At 36.1% G+C, this 16,849-nt stretch carries 16 protein-coding genes; 1 reads left to right on the top strand and 15 read right to left on the bottom strand.

Annotated features, from left to right (window positions below):
* The 15 genes from DRF65_RS05295 to namA form a co-directional block, all read right to left on the bottom strand.
* Nucleotides 1–2,853 (bottom strand): OmpA family protein, encoded by a 2,853-nt coding sequence (locus DRF65_RS05295; protein WP_115969481.1) that lies wholly within the window; start codon nucleotides 2,851–2,853, stop codon nucleotides 1–3.
* 11 nt (nucleotides 2,854–2,864) lie between these two features.
* The gene (locus DRF65_RS05290; protein ID WP_115969479.1) at nucleotides 2,865–3,353 is read right to left on the bottom strand and encodes a DUF4280 domain-containing protein; all 489 of its coding nucleotides are present in this window, start codon (nucleotides 3,351–3,353) and stop codon (nucleotides 2,865–2,867) included.
* Nucleotides 3,354–3,355: 2 nt separating this feature from the next.
* On the bottom strand, nucleotides 3,356–4,417 hold the full coding sequence (locus tag DRF65_RS05285; RefSeq protein WP_115969477.1) for a hypothetical protein: 1,062 nt from the start codon (nucleotides 4,415–4,417) through the stop codon (nucleotides 3,356–3,358).
* A gap of 13 nt (nucleotides 4,418–4,430) precedes the next feature.
* Nucleotides 4,431–5,471, bottom strand: coding sequence for a hypothetical protein (locus DRF65_RS05280; RefSeq protein ID WP_123947281.1), 1,041 nt, complete (start codon nucleotides 5,469–5,471; stop codon nucleotides 4,431–4,433).
* A 73-nt stretch (nucleotides 5,472–5,544) separates the two neighbouring features.
* Nucleotides 5,545–6,492 carry a DUF2931 family protein gene (locus DRF65_RS05275; RefSeq protein WP_228438545.1) on the bottom strand — a complete coding sequence of 316 codons (948 nt, stop codon included), beginning with the start codon at nucleotides 6,490–6,492 and terminating at the stop codon, nucleotides 5,545–5,547.
* A gap of 194 nt (nucleotides 6,493–6,686) precedes the next feature.
* Nucleotides 6,687–7,805 (bottom strand): DUF2931 family protein, encoded by a 1,119-nt coding sequence (locus DRF65_RS05270; protein ID WP_115969471.1) that lies wholly within the window; start codon nucleotides 7,803–7,805, stop codon nucleotides 6,687–6,689.
* Nucleotides 7,806–8,107: 302 nt separating this feature from the next.
* The gene (locus DRF65_RS05265) at nucleotides 8,108–9,067 is read right to left on the bottom strand and encodes a DUF2931 family protein (RefSeq protein WP_228438544.1); all 960 of its coding nucleotides are present in this window, start codon (nucleotides 9,065–9,067) and stop codon (nucleotides 8,108–8,110) included.
* A gap of 362 nt (nucleotides 9,068–9,429) precedes the next feature.
* On the bottom strand, nucleotides 9,430–10,890 hold the full coding sequence (locus DRF65_RS05255; protein WP_115969465.1) for a phospholipase effector Tle1 domain-containing protein: 1,461 nt from the start codon (nucleotides 10,888–10,890) through the stop codon (nucleotides 9,430–9,432).
* A 14-nt stretch (nucleotides 10,891–10,904) separates the two neighbouring features.
* The gene (locus DRF65_RS05250) at nucleotides 10,905–11,222 is read right to left on the bottom strand and encodes a hypothetical protein (RefSeq protein ID WP_115969463.1); all 318 of its coding nucleotides are present in this window, start codon (nucleotides 11,220–11,222) and stop codon (nucleotides 10,905–10,907) included.
* Entirely contained in the window at nucleotides 11,179–11,946 is a 768-nt protein-coding gene (locus DRF65_RS05245) for a DUF2931 family protein (RefSeq protein ID WP_115969461.1), read from the bottom strand. The genes DRF65_RS05250 and DRF65_RS05245 overlap by 44 nt, the downstream gene beginning before the upstream one ends.
* Nucleotides 11,933–12,103: a hypothetical protein gene (locus DRF65_RS28385; RefSeq protein WP_165852175.1), complete on the bottom strand. Its 171-nt coding sequence runs from the start codon at nucleotides 12,101–12,103 to the stop codon at nucleotides 11,933–11,935. Before DRF65_RS28385 ends, DRF65_RS05245 begins: the two co-directional genes overlap by 14 nt.
* Before the next feature lies 1 nt (nucleotide 12,104).
* Nucleotides 12,105–14,033 carry a type VI secretion system Vgr family protein gene (locus tag DRF65_RS05240; RefSeq protein WP_115969459.1) on the bottom strand — a complete coding sequence of 643 codons (1,929 nt, stop codon included), beginning with the start codon at nucleotides 14,031–14,033 and terminating at the stop codon, nucleotides 12,105–12,107.
* Between the two features lie 133 nt (nucleotides 14,034–14,166).
* Nucleotides 14,167–14,571, bottom strand: a complete 405-nt coding sequence (gene tssD, locus DRF65_RS05235; protein ID WP_115969457.1) for a type VI secretion system tube protein TssD — start codon at nucleotides 14,569–14,571, stop codon at nucleotides 14,167–14,169.
* A gap of 193 nt (nucleotides 14,572–14,764) precedes the next feature.
* Nucleotides 14,765–15,043, bottom strand: coding sequence for a DUF2752 domain-containing protein (locus DRF65_RS05230; RefSeq protein WP_115969455.1), 279 nt, complete (start codon nucleotides 15,041–15,043; stop codon nucleotides 14,765–14,767).
* A 30-nt stretch (nucleotides 15,044–15,073) separates the two neighbouring features.
* On the bottom strand, nucleotides 15,074–16,126 hold the full coding sequence (gene namA / locus DRF65_RS05225) for an NADPH dehydrogenase NamA (RefSeq protein WP_115969453.1): 1,053 nt from the start codon (nucleotides 16,124–16,126) through the stop codon (nucleotides 15,074–15,076).
* Nucleotides 16,127–16,225: 99 nt separating this feature from the next.
* Here namA and DRF65_RS05220 point away from each other — a divergent pair, with 99 nt between their 5' ends.
* A complete protein-coding gene (locus tag DRF65_RS05220) occupies nucleotides 16,226–16,708 on the top strand; it encodes a cytidine deaminase (RefSeq protein WP_115969451.1) in 483 nt (160 codons plus the stop codon).
* Nucleotides 16,709–16,849 lie beyond the last annotated feature (141 nt).

Here is a 16,849-nt window from a genome sequence, read left to right as displayed (position 1 = left end):
TTATTTATTAAATAATTGAACTTTATATAAGGAAACTTCAAACGGCTCAATGAGTGTAAAAGGTGTTGGCTTTCCATCATTTGTTTCAATTTTATTTACACCAAAAATAGACGTTCCCATCAAACTTCCTTTATATTTTCCTTCTATTCCGGAACATGCCAAAATTTTCTCTAAGAAAAGTCCTTTTCCCTCTCTGGGATTAGCTCCATACTTTAGCTTGGACCCTACTCCTCCACTCAGTTGAACATCTATTTTCCCTTCAATTTTTGTTTGAAGAGGACCAAATGTAAATAATAACTCATGCTCTCCTGTTATGGTAGCTTCAAATTTAATCTGTTCCTGAATTAAAACCTCATCTTTTGCAGTAAAAACACCATTTTTTAACTTATCTTCTATTTTATAAGTATTGGTCAATACATTATACTTAATATTATGTTCAAATATTATATCTCCTTTTATATTGATAGTTCCTTTTATTTTTGGTACTCCTATTTTTTCAAAATATTGCGAAATTTTACTGTTATTATTTTTATTGCGCTCCATTTTTTTCTTCGCAGCGGCATCATCTGGGTATTTTGCATTTTTTATGTCCTGTATAGTCTTGGTGATCAACTGCAATAAATCAAATTCTCTTTTGAAATTAACTGCAATCAATGGATCTGCCTTTATATTAGCTTCATAAACAACTCCTAACCTGCCATCTTTCTGCTTTTGATAATACATCCCCGCATTCACTGCTATTGCCGGTGGAATAAGCTCTACTCCTGCATCTTCCATTCTTTTCAGAACTGCCTGTGCCTTTCTTGCCATTTTAGCAAACTTTTGAAGCTTGGTAGCAATATTTCGACCTCTTGTTAAATAGATCATCAACAGTTCTATAAGAATTCCTACAACTACAAAACCATAAATAACTGCTGCTGCTGCAAACCTTGTATAATCGGTCTGCTTAATAATGTTTGTTTGCGTACCAACAAGAGAAAGTTCCTGTCCTGATTTCTCCACGGTACGGTTATGAATGGTATGAATTCCGTAGAAATAGCTTTTTGCCTGGCTTTCAATATATTTCAACAGGGTATGTTCCATGATAAAGTTTGCAGGGAACAGCCTGAATATTTTATAGAATGTTGTATCCTTCAACTCATTAAGAACATCAGAGATTCCTTGTTCCAGATCAAAGTTTTTTTGATGGAAATAATAAGGCATTACTTTCTCTTCACCATTATACTGAAAATGACCGATCCAGATAATATCCGGATATACTCTTACTTCCAGGGTAGCATTTTTCTTACTGGCATAATAGGCACAGCTATTGATAAAAAAAGCAAATTTATAATCAATTCCGGACCACGGATTGAGATACCTCATCAAGATTCCCGCATAGTTTTTAGGGAATCCGGACTGCTGTGAAAATACAGTTTGTTTTACTTTGTCCCCTTTCTTCGGAATTAAGTCTTTGCCATTTGTTTCATTAATATAGATAATGGTTTTATCATGCTTTTCTTTTCTGAAACATCCTTTGTCTACCCGATCTATGACATTCACAGTAATATCCTTGGCCTTTTTTGCGTCCGGACCGATGGTTTCATAGATCAATGCTTCCTGATTATATTCCAGATAACTGAAATCTATTTCTACTCTTCGGTTCTTTTTATAGGCATCTTCTGTTTTCCCAGTTACAGCAGGGTTTACTTCGCCATAGCCTCTTGTTTTAATTCTGCTTTTAACAAGCCCTCCCTTTACAAAGAAATCTTTTACCGCATTTGCTCTTCTTTCTGAAAGTGCCTGGTTGTAGTCCAGTGTTCCCCTGTCATCGGCATGTCCGGAAAGGGTCATATCCAAATGCTGGTTATACAGCAGAAAATCAAGAAGGGTCTGCAGGAATGCTCTTTCCTCTGTACGAATTTCTGATCTGTCAAAGGCAAAATGTATTCTCCTCGTTACCAGCTGAGTTTCGGAAGTTACTTTTTTAAATTTGGTACTTCCTTCTTTAAAGACTACAAAATGTTCTCCATTATCATCTACACTTATTTCCTTGTATTTACAGGAATGGGTATTCTTTTGATTTTTATCGGGTAAATCAACTTTTGTCGGGGTATTATTAGTTGAGCTTTCTACTCCTTTACTTACCACTCTGTTCTGAATTCTCAAAAAACGGGCATGAACTTTATCTTTACCGTCAGTTACCACAAGTCCTGAAGCTGTTTTTACTTTTACATAAAACTCCTCTTTATCTTTGGGTCTGCCGATTTTACCATACCATTGGTAGGTATTTCCAATTTTCAGATTTACCTGCCCATCAATTACTTTTGCCGTATAAACAGACATAAGCTTATCATCATTAAGACCTCCACCTCCTGTTACTACTTTATAAACTTCCACAATCAGGCTGTCTCCATTAAGGCCTTCTGTATCTAAATGAAGATAGATAAGATGTCCGTAGGAAAAGACATACGTTTTCCGTTCATCTTCACCACCTGGCTGCTTACACCATCTGCTGTCTGCAATTCTGGGTTCACACCATCCTTTTACATAAAGTCCTGAATTATGAGTGGTATCTCTTTTCCCCGAAAAACTGGCTTCTATATAATAATGATAATTTCCACAGTATTTTTTCCCAATCACAAATCTAAATCCGGATGCTGATTCCTTCTTAGTGAGCACTGAAAGCCTATCCATACTCTGGCTCATCCACACTACAGGTTTCTTTTTATCTTCAGCGGTAGTCCCCGGAAGCCATTGGTCTACTTCAAAAAGCCCAGGCTGATCAGCCTTTAAAGTGATTCTCTTTCCAGGTACAGTCATAGCCGGATAATGTGGACCCTGAAATTTTATTGTTTTAACTCCTTTCGCCATTTTTTTTCATTTTAGATTACGCCATCCTCTCCCTGGTGAGCAGGCTGATCTTTATACATTGATTCTGTATTCACCAAAGGATTGATCTGCTGCTGCACATCCTTATTGGCATTTTTAAAGTTCTGCTGGCTGGCTTCTGTTCTCTGGCCATGGTCTGTAATTTCGATACATGGAGTTCCGGCAACAGCACAGATGGCTTTGCTGTCTTCCAGAATCATATATCCGCCATTGCTTAGCTGTACTTTGTCATAGAAGTTCTGCCATTCGGTGACCATGATCTTGCATGGCGGTGGTGGGCCTCCGTTTTTGGTACAGTTTCCGAATGTATTTTTCTCAAATGTTGTTCCACCTATTTCTTTTGTGGTAACGATGAGTTTTTTGGACGCATTTTTATCGTTAGCGTATTCTTTCTGGTGTGAAAGTACTTTGAGCATATCCGGAGCCTGTCCGAACTGGCATTTGCACATTGCTCCCTGTACTACAATATGTTTTTCAGCCATGGTTATTGTTCTTTATTTGATACGTGAAGTCTCGTCAGATATTGATTTCCGAATTCAAGACGGATAAAGCTGCCATTCATTTTGAAGGTAACCACCGTTAATGCACTGGATGTATTGGCATCAACTTCTACTGCAGTCTGGTATAGCTGTGCATTATATCTTTCAAATTTGGCTTTACATTCTGAGGGTGAACTTTCATTGAATACAAGCCCGTAAGGTAAACCTGAAACTTTTTTATCACCATAATACTGTAGCGCATAATATTCCTGTCCGTCATTCATTTTAGCATAGATCAGATTAAAAACATCTTCAATATCCCAGCTTGAATATTTTCCTCCTTTACAATCCTCACACTCCGGTTCAGTTGGCTGTATCTGTAAGAGTTTTGTAAAGCTATCTGCTGTGGTTGGCAGAGTGATAAACTGCTTTTTACTGAATAGTGCCTGCAGTTTTTTTGAAGTTGTTTTCTGGATAATTTTTCTGTTTTCAAGCTCTGCCATCTGAGCAACTGCCTGTGCTTCTGCTGCGGCAATCTGTTCTGCTGTAGGCTCTGCTGCCGCATCTGCTGTAGCATGAGCGGATGAAGATTTTGGTTTCTTATAATGTAAAAGAAATTCTTTGATTTCGTTTTCTACTTTTCCTGTGGACTGGGTAAGCTTTACATCTACTTCTTTCTTTGACCATCGATCGGGAATGATGGATTCAATATCGATGCTTACTTTTGTACTTTTTTTGGAAATCTTTTTAAAGGTTACGGTCCAGCTTGCTCTTTCGATGAACTGTTTGGCTTTTGCACCTTTATTTAATGCCAGATTCAGGTAAGGATTTTTGTTGTTATCATCATATTTCAGATCAAAAAGATCAACGGTCGTTGAGAAATCATCAGGTGTAGCAGCGGCATCTACTGCAATAGGTTTCGTAAAGTCGTTCTGAAAATCAAAAATGATATTTTCCAAAACGTCAATACTCTTTGGTACGGTAAATTCTACTTTTTGTGCAAAAGATAAACTGCAGCAAAGCATACCGATGAGCGTAAAAATTTTATGGTCTAATTTAAATTTCATTGTATTTGTTTTTTTATTCTGTTATAGCAGTTACCACCACTGATATTTTCTTTTCTTCTTCCTGCATAATACTGCATTCCAGATATAGGGATTCGGGAAGTAATGTTTCTCCGTTCAGATAATACTCTATCCTGAAGTTTCCCTCTTCTTTCATTACCGGATCATCTGCAATAATCATTGAGAAAGGATATCCGTTGATCAGATCGGATACGGATCTTTCATCATTTAATTTCCCCTCTCCTGCTATATGCACCAGATCATATTGGTCTTTTACCGGATCTGTTTCTATGTGGATTTTATATTTTGGTTCTATCGGGTTATTGATGATTGGAAAACTTTTTTCAATTTCAATCTGAAAGGTATTTCCGAAACTCTGATAGATTCCGAGAAATATCGTTCTGAGGAAATAATCATTTTTAAGATAAAGATTAATAGCATCTTCTTCGTATATAATTTCTTCTATCTTCCTGCAATATTCGTCTACGATTTCCCCTTCAAACTCTTTATAAACTTCTTCTCTTACCCTATCCCATCTTTCTTTAAAGGATTCAATATTTTCTACCTGATTGAATTTTCCATATTCATCTACACTTACCTGCAAAGGGTATAAAACCTTTGATGTTTTATAGGCCAGTGTATCTGCAATTTCGTTGACTTCTTCCTGATTCAGATATAGGTTTGAAATACGGTCGATCTCAAAAAAATGCAGCTTATTCTCATATTTCAACCACCGGACTGATGTTTCATATTTCAGTTCATTTTTATGATTTCCGGTTTCGAAACTAATGACCACCCCATATTTACAGAATGAGTTTTCCGGCTGAAAAACCAAACGGCTTCCTCTTCCGAACTTTACCAGTTTATTTTTATCTGCAACAGCTGTTCGCGGAATAAAAAGTTCCGTCTGCCTGGTAAGGTCTATAAGGATCATATCTTTTACCTCGCAGCGATTGTTATGAAATAGCTTTAAAGCATCTGCTTCTATCCCGTAAAGGGCAGCAATGCTTTTTAGATTTTCATTTTTCTGAACAGAATGTATATTAAACTTCTTCATAATAAACGGCTTCATTGCTCTTTTTATGAGCCCGATTCTTTATATAATAAATAACATGTTTTTTTACAGCTTATCATTCTTCATATTTCCAGAAATTACCCATATCTATTTTTTTGATCAGGATTTCCTTGTTCTCTTGTTTAAAGATTAATTTTTTATTATTCAGACTTCCGTCCATTTGTAATATGATCTCTATAGGTTTATTTTTATCAGCATTCTTAAATAACTCAAGCATTTCGTCTTCATACGCATATTTAACTTCAAAAACATATTTTTCTCCTTTTGCATTTGATAATAAAAACGAGAAATATCTTGGTATTGCTCTTGCTTTGAACTGATTATTGGTTATTGTACCTCCAAATAAGGTTTCCATTTCTCCATTAAACATTTCAAAAATGACATGATCTAAGGTATACCCCGGAATCTGTATTTCCGGCTTCCATGAATACTTTTCACGATAGCTATCCCATAAGCCGTACTGAATCCCTTTTTTATTCATATTCTCATAAGCTGCAGGTACGGAACTGCTGATATCAAAGAACTCATTGGGTGTAATATCGGGATTACCCGGTACATATTCAGCCATACTGATATTCGTTTCTTTTGCCTGAAAACGTCCTATCTCAACCTGCTGATCGTCTCCATATATCCATACCACAACAACTCCTCCTGGAGCACAGCCTACTACAATGTAGGAATAGTTGTCTTTAGCTCCTGTGCGCCAATTGACAACTCCTTTACTGAACAACTCCTTTATCTTATCTACTGGCAGATCCCAGCTTCCTTTATAAAACTTCTTTTCCATGAATGAAGCCCAGGTAAGTTCCAATTTTACCGGCACTGCCTTAAGATCATTCCCCTGTACATGAGTGGAACCTGTATGCCCCCATATTTCATTGGAAATTCCGGAGGATGGGATATAAACACTGCTTCCGTCTTCTAAAATCAAAGTTCCCTTATGTATATTCATAGGATACATTTTAGGAGAACTTTCCGTTGGCGTCCATGCGTATTTATTCATATTTTTTTGACATGAGATTAAGAAATATTGAAATATCAGTATATAAATCAAGAGTCTATTCATATCTCAATCACTAAGTGTTATGGTCATTTGCAATCATATTACCCATTCTACTATTATCTTTTCTTTTTCAATTGATTGGTGGATTCTGACATTTAATTTTTCTCTTGAAATAATACATTGTAATGTATCATTTACTGTTCAAAAGTTTTGGCAATAACATTTTTGAAAGGAAAATTCTGGTCTCCCTGTTTTAATGAAACATTGACAGACTGATCATCATCTACATTAATACTAAGCTTTGCAGATTCATTCGGTTTCAACAGATGAAAGTTTTTATACACTTCTTCCTGTCTGAAATCAGAGGGTCTTGCATCTTTGGCAGAAGCTTTTGTAGCTTTATAAATTGCATTGTAATAATTCATATTCTCACCAAAAACAATCCTGGAATTATAGTATTTTCCATTAAGTGACCAAAAGAATTCTATATTGTAAGGTACGGCTCTCTTTTTATCTCCTTGAGCAGAGTTGTATAACGTTTCTGTCTCAGCATTGATTGTTTTCATCGAAATATTCTCCAGCTTCCCTCCTGATGGCAGGTTTACCAGAGGTCCCCAACTGAACTGCTCTTCATAGGTTTTCCAAAGACCTAAAGGAAGTGTTTTGGTAAGGATTTCATTTTTAACTTTCGGAGTGTATACATCATTGTTTAGTCCGTATTCAACTTTTTCCTTACGGCTCGAGTCTTCAAAAACAGAACTCCATTCAGGGAAGGCTTCTTTGGCAGTGAATGTGGCAAGTACTTTCTGAGCATCTTCCCCTTTCATCCATAGAACAACCATTCCTCCTAATGTAAATCCTACTTCTATGCGGTCATATTTATGAAAAAAACCGTCTTTGCTGTTTTCATTTTTCTTATTGGCATATTCCGGATCGTCTGCTTTTTCGTTAAGGTATTCCTTGATCTTCTCAGCAGGCAGATTGAATTCTCCTTCATAAAATTTATCTTCTGCATAGGAATAATACCCTACTTTCATTGTAGCAGGAAGTTCTTTATCCTGTTTTTCATTTTTCACATAGGTTACTCCTCCATTTCCCCATGGTCCTCTCTGAAATCCAAGTCCGTCTATTTGAATCATTTTATTATCCTTAGAATAAAATACCTGGCGATAAGTATCTATAGGATAGTTTTCATCACATCCCGAACCGGTTTCATAAACATACGTATCATTCATTGCATTCCCTTTTTGACAATTATAGAGCAAACTACTCAGAATTGCAGATAATAGAAATATTTGTATTATTTTTTTCATGGATCAGCCGTTTATAATTCCTCTTCTTCCATCGCTTCTTGGACCATGCCCTGCTTTCTCTGTTGCAGACCAATGTACATAATTATTGATGAGCTTTTTTTCATTCTCAAAATCAAGATACTTTTTGATAAGAAATTTTGCCTCTTTCGAAGACTCTCAGATTTTTTGTTTCATCAATATATTTCTGCAGCCTGCTTTTTACATAACTGAGCAGGTGAGTCCCGTTTTGTCCTGCCTTTTGTGGAATCTGAAATTTGAACTCCACGGAGGAGGTATTAAATTCTAATTTTTATATAATATGCTTATTTTAATTTATTTTTTTTCAAATCCCAGATATTCTCAAAGTCTATTTTTTGTATTGGAAATTCTTTATCTCCTTGTTTTAAAAACAGCTTTCTGTTGGTAAGCCCTTCATTCATTTGAAGAACTACTTCAATCGGTTGATTAGCATCTATCTTTTTAAATAATGAAAAGATTTCTTCTTCATCAAAATATCGTACTTCAAAAACAGTCTCTTTTCCATTTTTATCTTCAAACAGGAAAGACAATAAACGTGGAACTGCTCTTTCTTTAAACGGATTTTTGTTAATAGTTTCGTTAAATAATGTTTCCATTTCTCCGTTGTACATCTCCATCGTCACATTTTTCAATGTATGGTTGGGAATTTCTATACTTGTTCTCCAATTGTACTTTTTTCGATAGGTATCCCAGATTCCAAATGGAATTCCATTTTTCTTCATATTTTCATAAGCCTCGGGAGCTGACGCACTCATATCAAAATATTCTTTCTGACTGATTGTTGGATTTCCTGGAACATAATCTTTCATGGCCACTTGAGTTTCTTTTGCCTGATATCTTCCTATTTCTATCTGCTGATCATTACCATACATCCAGACTACAACAACTCCGCCCGGTGCCAATCCTACAACCATTGAAGAATAAGTTCCTTTCTCATTATTTCTCCAGTTAACTGTTCCCTCTTTAAATAGCTTTTTTATCTTATCTACAGGGAGTTCCCAGCTTCCAGTATAAAATTTATTCTCTAAAAAAGATGCCCATGTCACTTCCAGTTTTACAGGAACAGCTTTTAGATCATCTCCCTGTGTATGGCTAGAACCACTATATCCCCAACCTGTATGGGAAATACCGGAACATGGAATATAAACACTGGTGCCATCTTCAAGATATAGATTCCCTTTATAGATATTCATAGGATATAAAAGAGGTGAGCTTTCTGTAGGAAGCCATTTGTATTTTTCCATTTTATTTTGACATGAGATTAGTGTACTTATGAAAAGTAAAAGGTAGATTATGTTGTTTTTAAAATTCATTTTAATTCTTAGATTTTAGGTAAAAAAGTCCCTGTGGGGAAGTATAAAATAAAGCAATATAAAAAATACTATCAAATCTACATTTTCTTTAAGCTTATTTTTATTCTTCATACATTTCCAAAGAAAAGTTTCTGCAAATACATAAACAAAAATAATAAAGAAGAGATATAGTGGTAGTTTATCCAATTCATACGTTTGTCCTTTGAAGTTACTTTCTGCAAACATAAAATAGAACCCTAGATAAGGAATCAATAATATAACAAGCCTAAAGAGTATATGTTTAAAAGGTATTTTCATGAATTAAATGCCATTACTCTGAATCTTTTTATCTCCAATGTTTTTTTATTAAAGGTGAAATGAGGTCTATATCCAATTTCTCCAAACATAGAGTTCCAGTGTAAATATCTGTTTCTTAAAAATATTAATAAATTATGATCCTGTACAATTCTATTAAATTTCTCGGTTGTTATTTTTTTTGTTGCTAATTGTTTTCTTAATTCTTCGATCTGCTTGTTTGTGTAATAGGTCATCTGAGGTGCTCCCTCTTTCACATATTCATCAAGTCTCTTTTTAACCTTTGTTAAATCTAAAGGGAAATACTCATCCTCAGTTCCATTAGGAATACGATAGGATTTATTTAAATTAATGAGATCAATTGCATTTGGATAGTATTCGTTTACCTGCTCACTCATAATATGCAAAGGAATAAAGCTATATCTATTGCTAATTCTTGCTCTATTAATATAAGTTTCATGCCAGGAATTTGGAGCGACTACCTCACTACGATGTACCCACCCCTGCTCAATTAGATTATTTAAATCATTATTTAAAGCAGTGTTGTACTGTTTATCACTCACTCCATCTCCCCATACGCTATCGAAATCCATTACCTGTTTATTTTCTGACATATTGTTAGTATAACATCCTCCCACATCAGAATGAACTCCTGGCAAAAAAAAGTCTTGTCCTCCCGCAAGCCTTACTCTTGTGAGCATAAAATTTTCTCTATGTTCATCAGAAGCACATAAATGAATAATCTTCTTTGCTTTTAAAGTATTTAAATTTAATTCCTCTACGTCATTATTGAAGTCTGGGTTTACCGTAATCTCGCTTGCATTAGGATCATAAGATGAAACCGTATCATAAACTCCAAGGAATCTAACCTGAATGGAATCATAATCTACATTATCATTATCTAATATAAACCCCAACAACCCATTTCTAGGCTTAGTTTGAGAGACTTCAAATACAAAGTTTCTTGCAGCAGCAGCCCCTCTACTAAAGCCAAAAACATCCAGTATAATCGTATTGATTTCAAACCTGCCCTTAAGCTCATTGATCTTCTCCGCAACTCTTTGACATCCCCTCTGTACTTTGGCTATTACTCCTGTACTTCCTGCACCATAAGCAACTCCTTTGTGATTTGTTTTTTTATCTATGTCTCCTTGCAAGTCTTCGGTACCAATTCCTTCAATATATACTTTTCCTATATATTTACCTTTATCTTCCTTGTACCAATATTCTTTCCTTGCAACATTTGATAAATCATTTGTATAGCTGTCATCCTTTTTATTTGATTGTTTTTTATAAACTTCCTTTTCATTAGCTGAAGGCTTATATCCTGGCTCATTGCCTGCAGCTCTGGTATTGCTTCTGTTGTTTTGTGTACCATCGAAAAAGACTCCAATTCTAATGTCTATTTCACCTTTTGGCGGTGCCGGCGGTGTATAATCTCCAAATTGATTATTATGCATCGTTCTTTTTTTAATTAATTAGCTGCTGTTTCCATTTTACGGGACAACCTCATCTTTGCTTTCGTAATAGAAACCTCTCCCTCATCCGTAATGAGAGATAATACAACCTGGGTGTTCTTTTCATTTACTTTAATGGTCAGATCAATCTCTTCTTCTTTTCCTATTTTTCTGAATAATTCGAAAATTTCTTTTTCGTTGAAAGAATCGATCCATACAGCATATCTGTTTTTATCTTTATCACGCCAGTAAAAACCAAAATTTCTTGGAACAGCTCTTTCTTTATAGGTGTTATCCTTCAGACTTTTGGCAAAAAAGATTTTCCTCCTCACCATTATAAGTAATAAATCCAAAGTCCAGCCATACTCCTCCTTCCGGAAGAACTACTACTGGTCTCCAACTATATCTTTCCCGGTATGTTTCATAACTAACTTCAGCCGGACATCCATCTTCCTCAATTTTTTTGCGAAGCTCTGGTTTGAACGCTTTATACAATGCTCCCTCCACAAAACCATCTTTGAACATATATTGAGCATCCTTAATTGCATTTTCCTTAGTGATAAGGATATCATGAGCCTGAAAAAAACCTACTTCTTTTTGGTTTTTAGGACCTTTTGTCCATAGAACGACTTTTCCCTTAGGAGCCAGTCCGACAATAAAGGTATTATAAGTCATCCATTTGCGGGTATCCTGATCTATAAAACCTTCATCAAAAAGTTTTTTGATGTTACTCTTATTAAGATTCCATTTTCCGGTATAAAAATTTTTTTCAGTTAAAGAATACCAGGTAAACTCCAGCTGATGTGGAAGATCCATTTTTTCAGTCTTTACCTTTCTGATATTTCCTTCATTTCCCCATCCTGTGTTCTGTGTTCCCAAAGAAGCATTAAAATCATAGGTAAAATCGTTAGCAACAATAGCTCCTCTGTAAATTTCCACAGGATATTCCTGAGGTGCGGAAACTGATCCCAGCCAGCTGTATTTTTCGTTCTGGCCATTCATCATAGAAAGACTGCATAAAACACCAAGCAAAAGGAACTTAAATTTATTTATTACCATGAGACACAATCTTCTTGTTACTCGCTAAAATAAGGTTTTCCCGCTGTGCCTCAACATTAATTTTCTTAGCCATCTTTTCCACTTTATTTCCAACATTCAGGTGATAAGAGTCTTTTACTTTTATATGAATATTGGTTGCCGTCTTGATAATTGCCATATCAGAAAAGTTTAGATTTCTCAGCACTGTTGAATTCCACTATTTTTCCGCTCTGCATAGTCATATTTTCTACCTCGCTAAACATGGAAATTTCACCTGCTATTTCGTGAGAAGTTTCGGATTCTCTTTTGAATTCCTTATCTACAAGTTCGGTTCTTGTATCTGAAGATTCTCTGATATCCCCGGATGCCGTCTGCATAATATCTTTTCCGGCTGTAGAATTGATGTCTTCATTAGCTGTACTGGTAATGCTTGCCCCTGCATCAATGGAAATTTCTTTTCCTGCGGTAATATTAATATTCTCTCCTGCATTTAAAGTGAAATTTTTAGGAGCTTTCATATTGATATTCCCTTTTCCATCCATGAAATAGCTGTTTCCGCTTGGATCCAGGATGGTTACGCTCCCTTCATCATCATTCAGTAAAATTCTGATTCCGCTTCTGGTTTGTATAGATTTTAAATGATTATTGATACCACCTCCCAAAGCGACTCCACCATGAAACATTCCTCCCATCACAAAAGGTCTGTCCGGATGACTGTGAACAAAATTCACCATCACCTGATCGCCTACTTCAGGAATTGCCACATATCCTCTGTTTTGAGATATCTGGTCGGTTCCCCCTGCATCCGGGCTCATCATACGGATAAAATGAGTAGTATCATTGGTCTGCCAGTCGAACCTTACCTGTACCCTTCCCTGTCCTTCCGGATCAATATTGGAGATTACAGTTGCCGTCTGTGGTTCTGCCTTTGGCACCATATACTCCGGCCTTGGTAAAAATCCTGTATCGGCAGCAATTCCTACGAAGCTTCCCTGATAATGACCAATTGTGTCAATTTCATGCTCTGCTTCTGTAATCATGATTCTCGTAAAGTAGGAAGTCTCATTTGAATCCGGTTTACGCATCTGTACATCAGCCACACAACCGGGATGCAGGAAAGGCACTGTTGTATTTCCTGAAATGGTAAAAACATTCACGGCCTCACTTCCGGAAGCACTTTTCTGTGAATATTCAACATCCAGGTGCGTGGTTGCTTTGATCGGAGCCATTTGCAGTGCCGGTGTTTTATAAATTGAATCGTTATGACTGTATGCTGTTTTAGCAAGGTCTCCAACATGTTTGATGGGAGTAGTACCTGAAATCAGTTTTTCATTTTTATTACTGTTATAACCGTAGAATTTTGGTTTGGTGTGAACCGCTTTTAATTCCACTTTTATATCGTGGGCACTGCTGCCATACGTCAGGGTAATAGCTTTATTCTGGGGCGGAAGTTTTCCGAAATGCAGTACTTCACCGTCATAATAGAACTGTTCGCCATAAGCTTCTGCCATTCTTGCCAGATAATTGTAATGGGTTTCATCATATTGGCTGCTGTAGATAATCTGTGAAAAATTATTCGCATCTATCCTGATATCGAAACGGCTTTTATCCATTCCCTGTTTAATGACATCTTCTGCAATGATCCCCATATTGACAGGTTGGTTTCCGCCAAAACTCTGAATATGCGGAGCACCATCCAACAGAACCGTGGGGCTGCTACCCGTAAGTACAATATTTCCCAGACTCATTTTTTCCTGGCTGAATCCTACTCCGGTGATCACTCCTACGAATGTTCTTTCAGGGCTGTTGTCTATATCTTTGTATGAAATAATAGCAGTAAGACGTTTCCCAAGGAATTTATTAGCATCTTCCAGTGAATGGGTTTGCTTTTCTTCCAGGGTATCATGGGCTAAGGTCAACGTAAACTCATGATGCCTTTTTGTACTTTGTTTAAGTTTGAAATGTTTATAGTATTTGATAATCTTTCCTTCTATAACAATGGAAAGCTTTACCAGACGATTAATACCTGTATGATGATTTTCAGATATACCATCCGCATTCTGTGTAGGACGGAATGAGGCATTGGATATTCCAGGTGTGCTTGACATATTTTGCTGTGATTTGTTTTTAAATAGTGTTTAGTGAGACGGGAATTTAAGGTTCCTGTCAGAATATGGTTTTAATAAGGTAAAAAAGACCGTCTTATGAAGACAGTCTTTTTATTTTTTAAATAACAGAGACTTAGCTGTTTGGCCAAAGTCCTGCATATTCAGAATTACCATAAGTAATGGTTTCAGCACTTATCACAAAGCTGATCAGCATATTATTGCTGTCTATTGCATCAAAATCTACTTCGTGTTGGATTACGTATCCGTTCTCCCACTTCAGGTTGATTAATGTACCTTCTTCATGAGATTTGTTGAAATTAATTTCTCCTGTTGTAGGCTTATATTTACTGTTGAGTAAACTTTCCAAAACATCAGATTTTTCTGTTGCTTCAATAGTTACTTTAATCAGTGCATTAGACGGATCTGATGCTACACGTCCTGAAACATCTGTTGCTCTTGAAACGCTGTAATTAAGTTTTAATAACTTCTGACCTTCACCTCCATTGAATTTTAAGATTCCTCTTGAATTTCCTGCCATATTCTTAAATTTAAATCATTAACGATAGCCCTGTTTAAAGGATTTCTCATAACAAAGATAGACTTCACGTTCTAATCTCAAAAGTTTTCAGACAAGAGTTTCAAAAATTGTAGTAGTTCTACGACTTTAGACTTTTCAGAATTATATAAAACTCAAAAAATAGCTTTAATATTTAATATTTTAAAACATATAATTAAAAATGTTTATAAACATAAGAAACAACCATTATCACAAGATTGATCACAACTAGTGTCATAAGAACAGAAGAGTACTTTCTCTTTCTATCTATAAAGCTTAATCCAAGCATAAAAAAAAACAGCAATACTGTATATACGGCCGGATACATTTTAAACGCTTCTGAAAATCTACCTTCAAAGACCAGAACAATAGCACGCTGAGCACCGCATCCCAGGCATTCCACTCCCAGAAATTTCTTACTCGGGCAGGTCAGCATAAAGTCTTCTATATTCATTTCCTTAAGAACTAAGATGTTCTGATATTATTATGAAGAGATTTTGGCTCTGGTATATTGATGTGGGAAGAAACAATCTTCTTTCATTTCAAAACTTCCCTGAACGGCAAGATATGGATTTCTTAATATTTCCCTGGCTACAAAAATCAAATCTGCTTCCCCATTCTGAAGAATTCCCTCGGCCTGTTCTGTTTTTGTAATTAAGCCTACAGCTCCAGTTTTCACACCAGCTTCACTTCTGATCTGAGAAGAAAAAGGAACCTGATAGCTATTGAAAACTGAAATTTTTGCTCCATGGATATTTCCACCACTTGAAACATCTACCAGATCAACAGAATGCTCTTTTAAAATTTTTGCCAGCGCAACACTATCCTGAATATCCCAACCATTCTCAGCATATTCTGTACCGGAAATTCTTACAAAAAGGGCTGTATTTTCGTTCAGCTCTTCATTGATAGCATCTACAATTTCAATAAGAAAACGGGTTCTGTTTTCAAAGCTTCCCCCATATTCATCGGTCCTGACATTGGACAATGGTGACAGAAACTGATGGATAAGATATCCATGCGCTCCGTGAATTTCAATGACATCAAAACCAGCTTTTACAGCTCTTTGTGCAGCGTTTTTAAAATTCCGAACCTGCTCTTTTACCTCATCAGTACTCAAAGCATGCGGAATTCTCTCTGACGGATGATAAGGAATAGAACTTGGTGCTATAGTTTCCCAACCTTCTTCCATCGGGATCTGCAGATTATTCCAAGTGGAACCTTTTCGTCCTGCGTGAGCCAGTTGAATTCCGATCTTGCTGTCTGAGTTTTGATGAACAAATTCTACAATTTTTTGTAGTTTTTCTGCTTGTTCATCATTCCAGATGCCCATACAGTGATTGGTAATTCGTCCTCTTGGTTCTATTCCTGTAGCTTCCACCACAAGCAAACCGGTTCCTCCCTGTGCCCTGCTTCCGTAATGCACAAAATGGAAGTCATTGGCCATTCCGTTTTCACATGAATACATACACATGGGAGACATTACCCAGCGATTTTTCAACTCTATATTTCTGAATTGTATTGGAGTATATAACATTTTGTCGTCTTAAAAAATTCAAATTTCTATCAGAAGAATAAATATTGCCCACCTCATTAAAAAAAGCTAATTTTACCCCCCTTTTTTAGTCTACAATATATGAAAAAAGACATACAGATCAGTTACGAATATTTTAAAAATAGCAGCGAACTGAGCGATATAGAAAAACAATTATTTGAAAGAGCCAAGGAGGCCCGCGCAAAAGCTTATGCACCCTATTCACAATTTTTTGTAGGATGTGCTGTGTTGCTTGAAAACGGAGAAATATACTCCGGAAATAACCAGGAAAATGCAGCCTTCCCATCAGGACTTTGTGCAGAGAGAACTACTCTTTTCTGGGTAGCGGCCAACTTTCCTGATGTGAAGGTAAAAAAGATCTTCGTTGTGGGTGGCCCTAAAGAGTTTCATGAGAAAAACCCACCAATCCCACCTTGTGGAGCTTGCCGTCAGAGTTTGATAGAATACGAAACCAAGCAAAATGAGAACATTGATCTTTACTTTTCAAGCATGAATGAGGAGGTTGTGAAAGTTCATGCAGTGAAGGATTTGTTGCCTTTCTATTTTGATGCGACGTTTCTATAAAACGAACTTGTAGAATTGCAATACATGATTTTAAATTAGATATTCAGCTTTTGCTGTAATATTAAAAATAATATGGACTTACATTTTATGGTAAGTCTTATATGATTAGACCAACAGAACTTCTGTTGGTTTTTTATTTGG

It is taken from the genome of Chryseobacterium pennae, from assembly GCF_003385515.1.
Classification (GTDB): domain Bacteria; phylum Bacteroidota; class Bacteroidia; order Flavobacteriales; family Weeksellaceae; genus Chryseobacterium; species Chryseobacterium pennae.
This window is presented reverse-complemented; position numbering and strand designations above follow the sequence as displayed.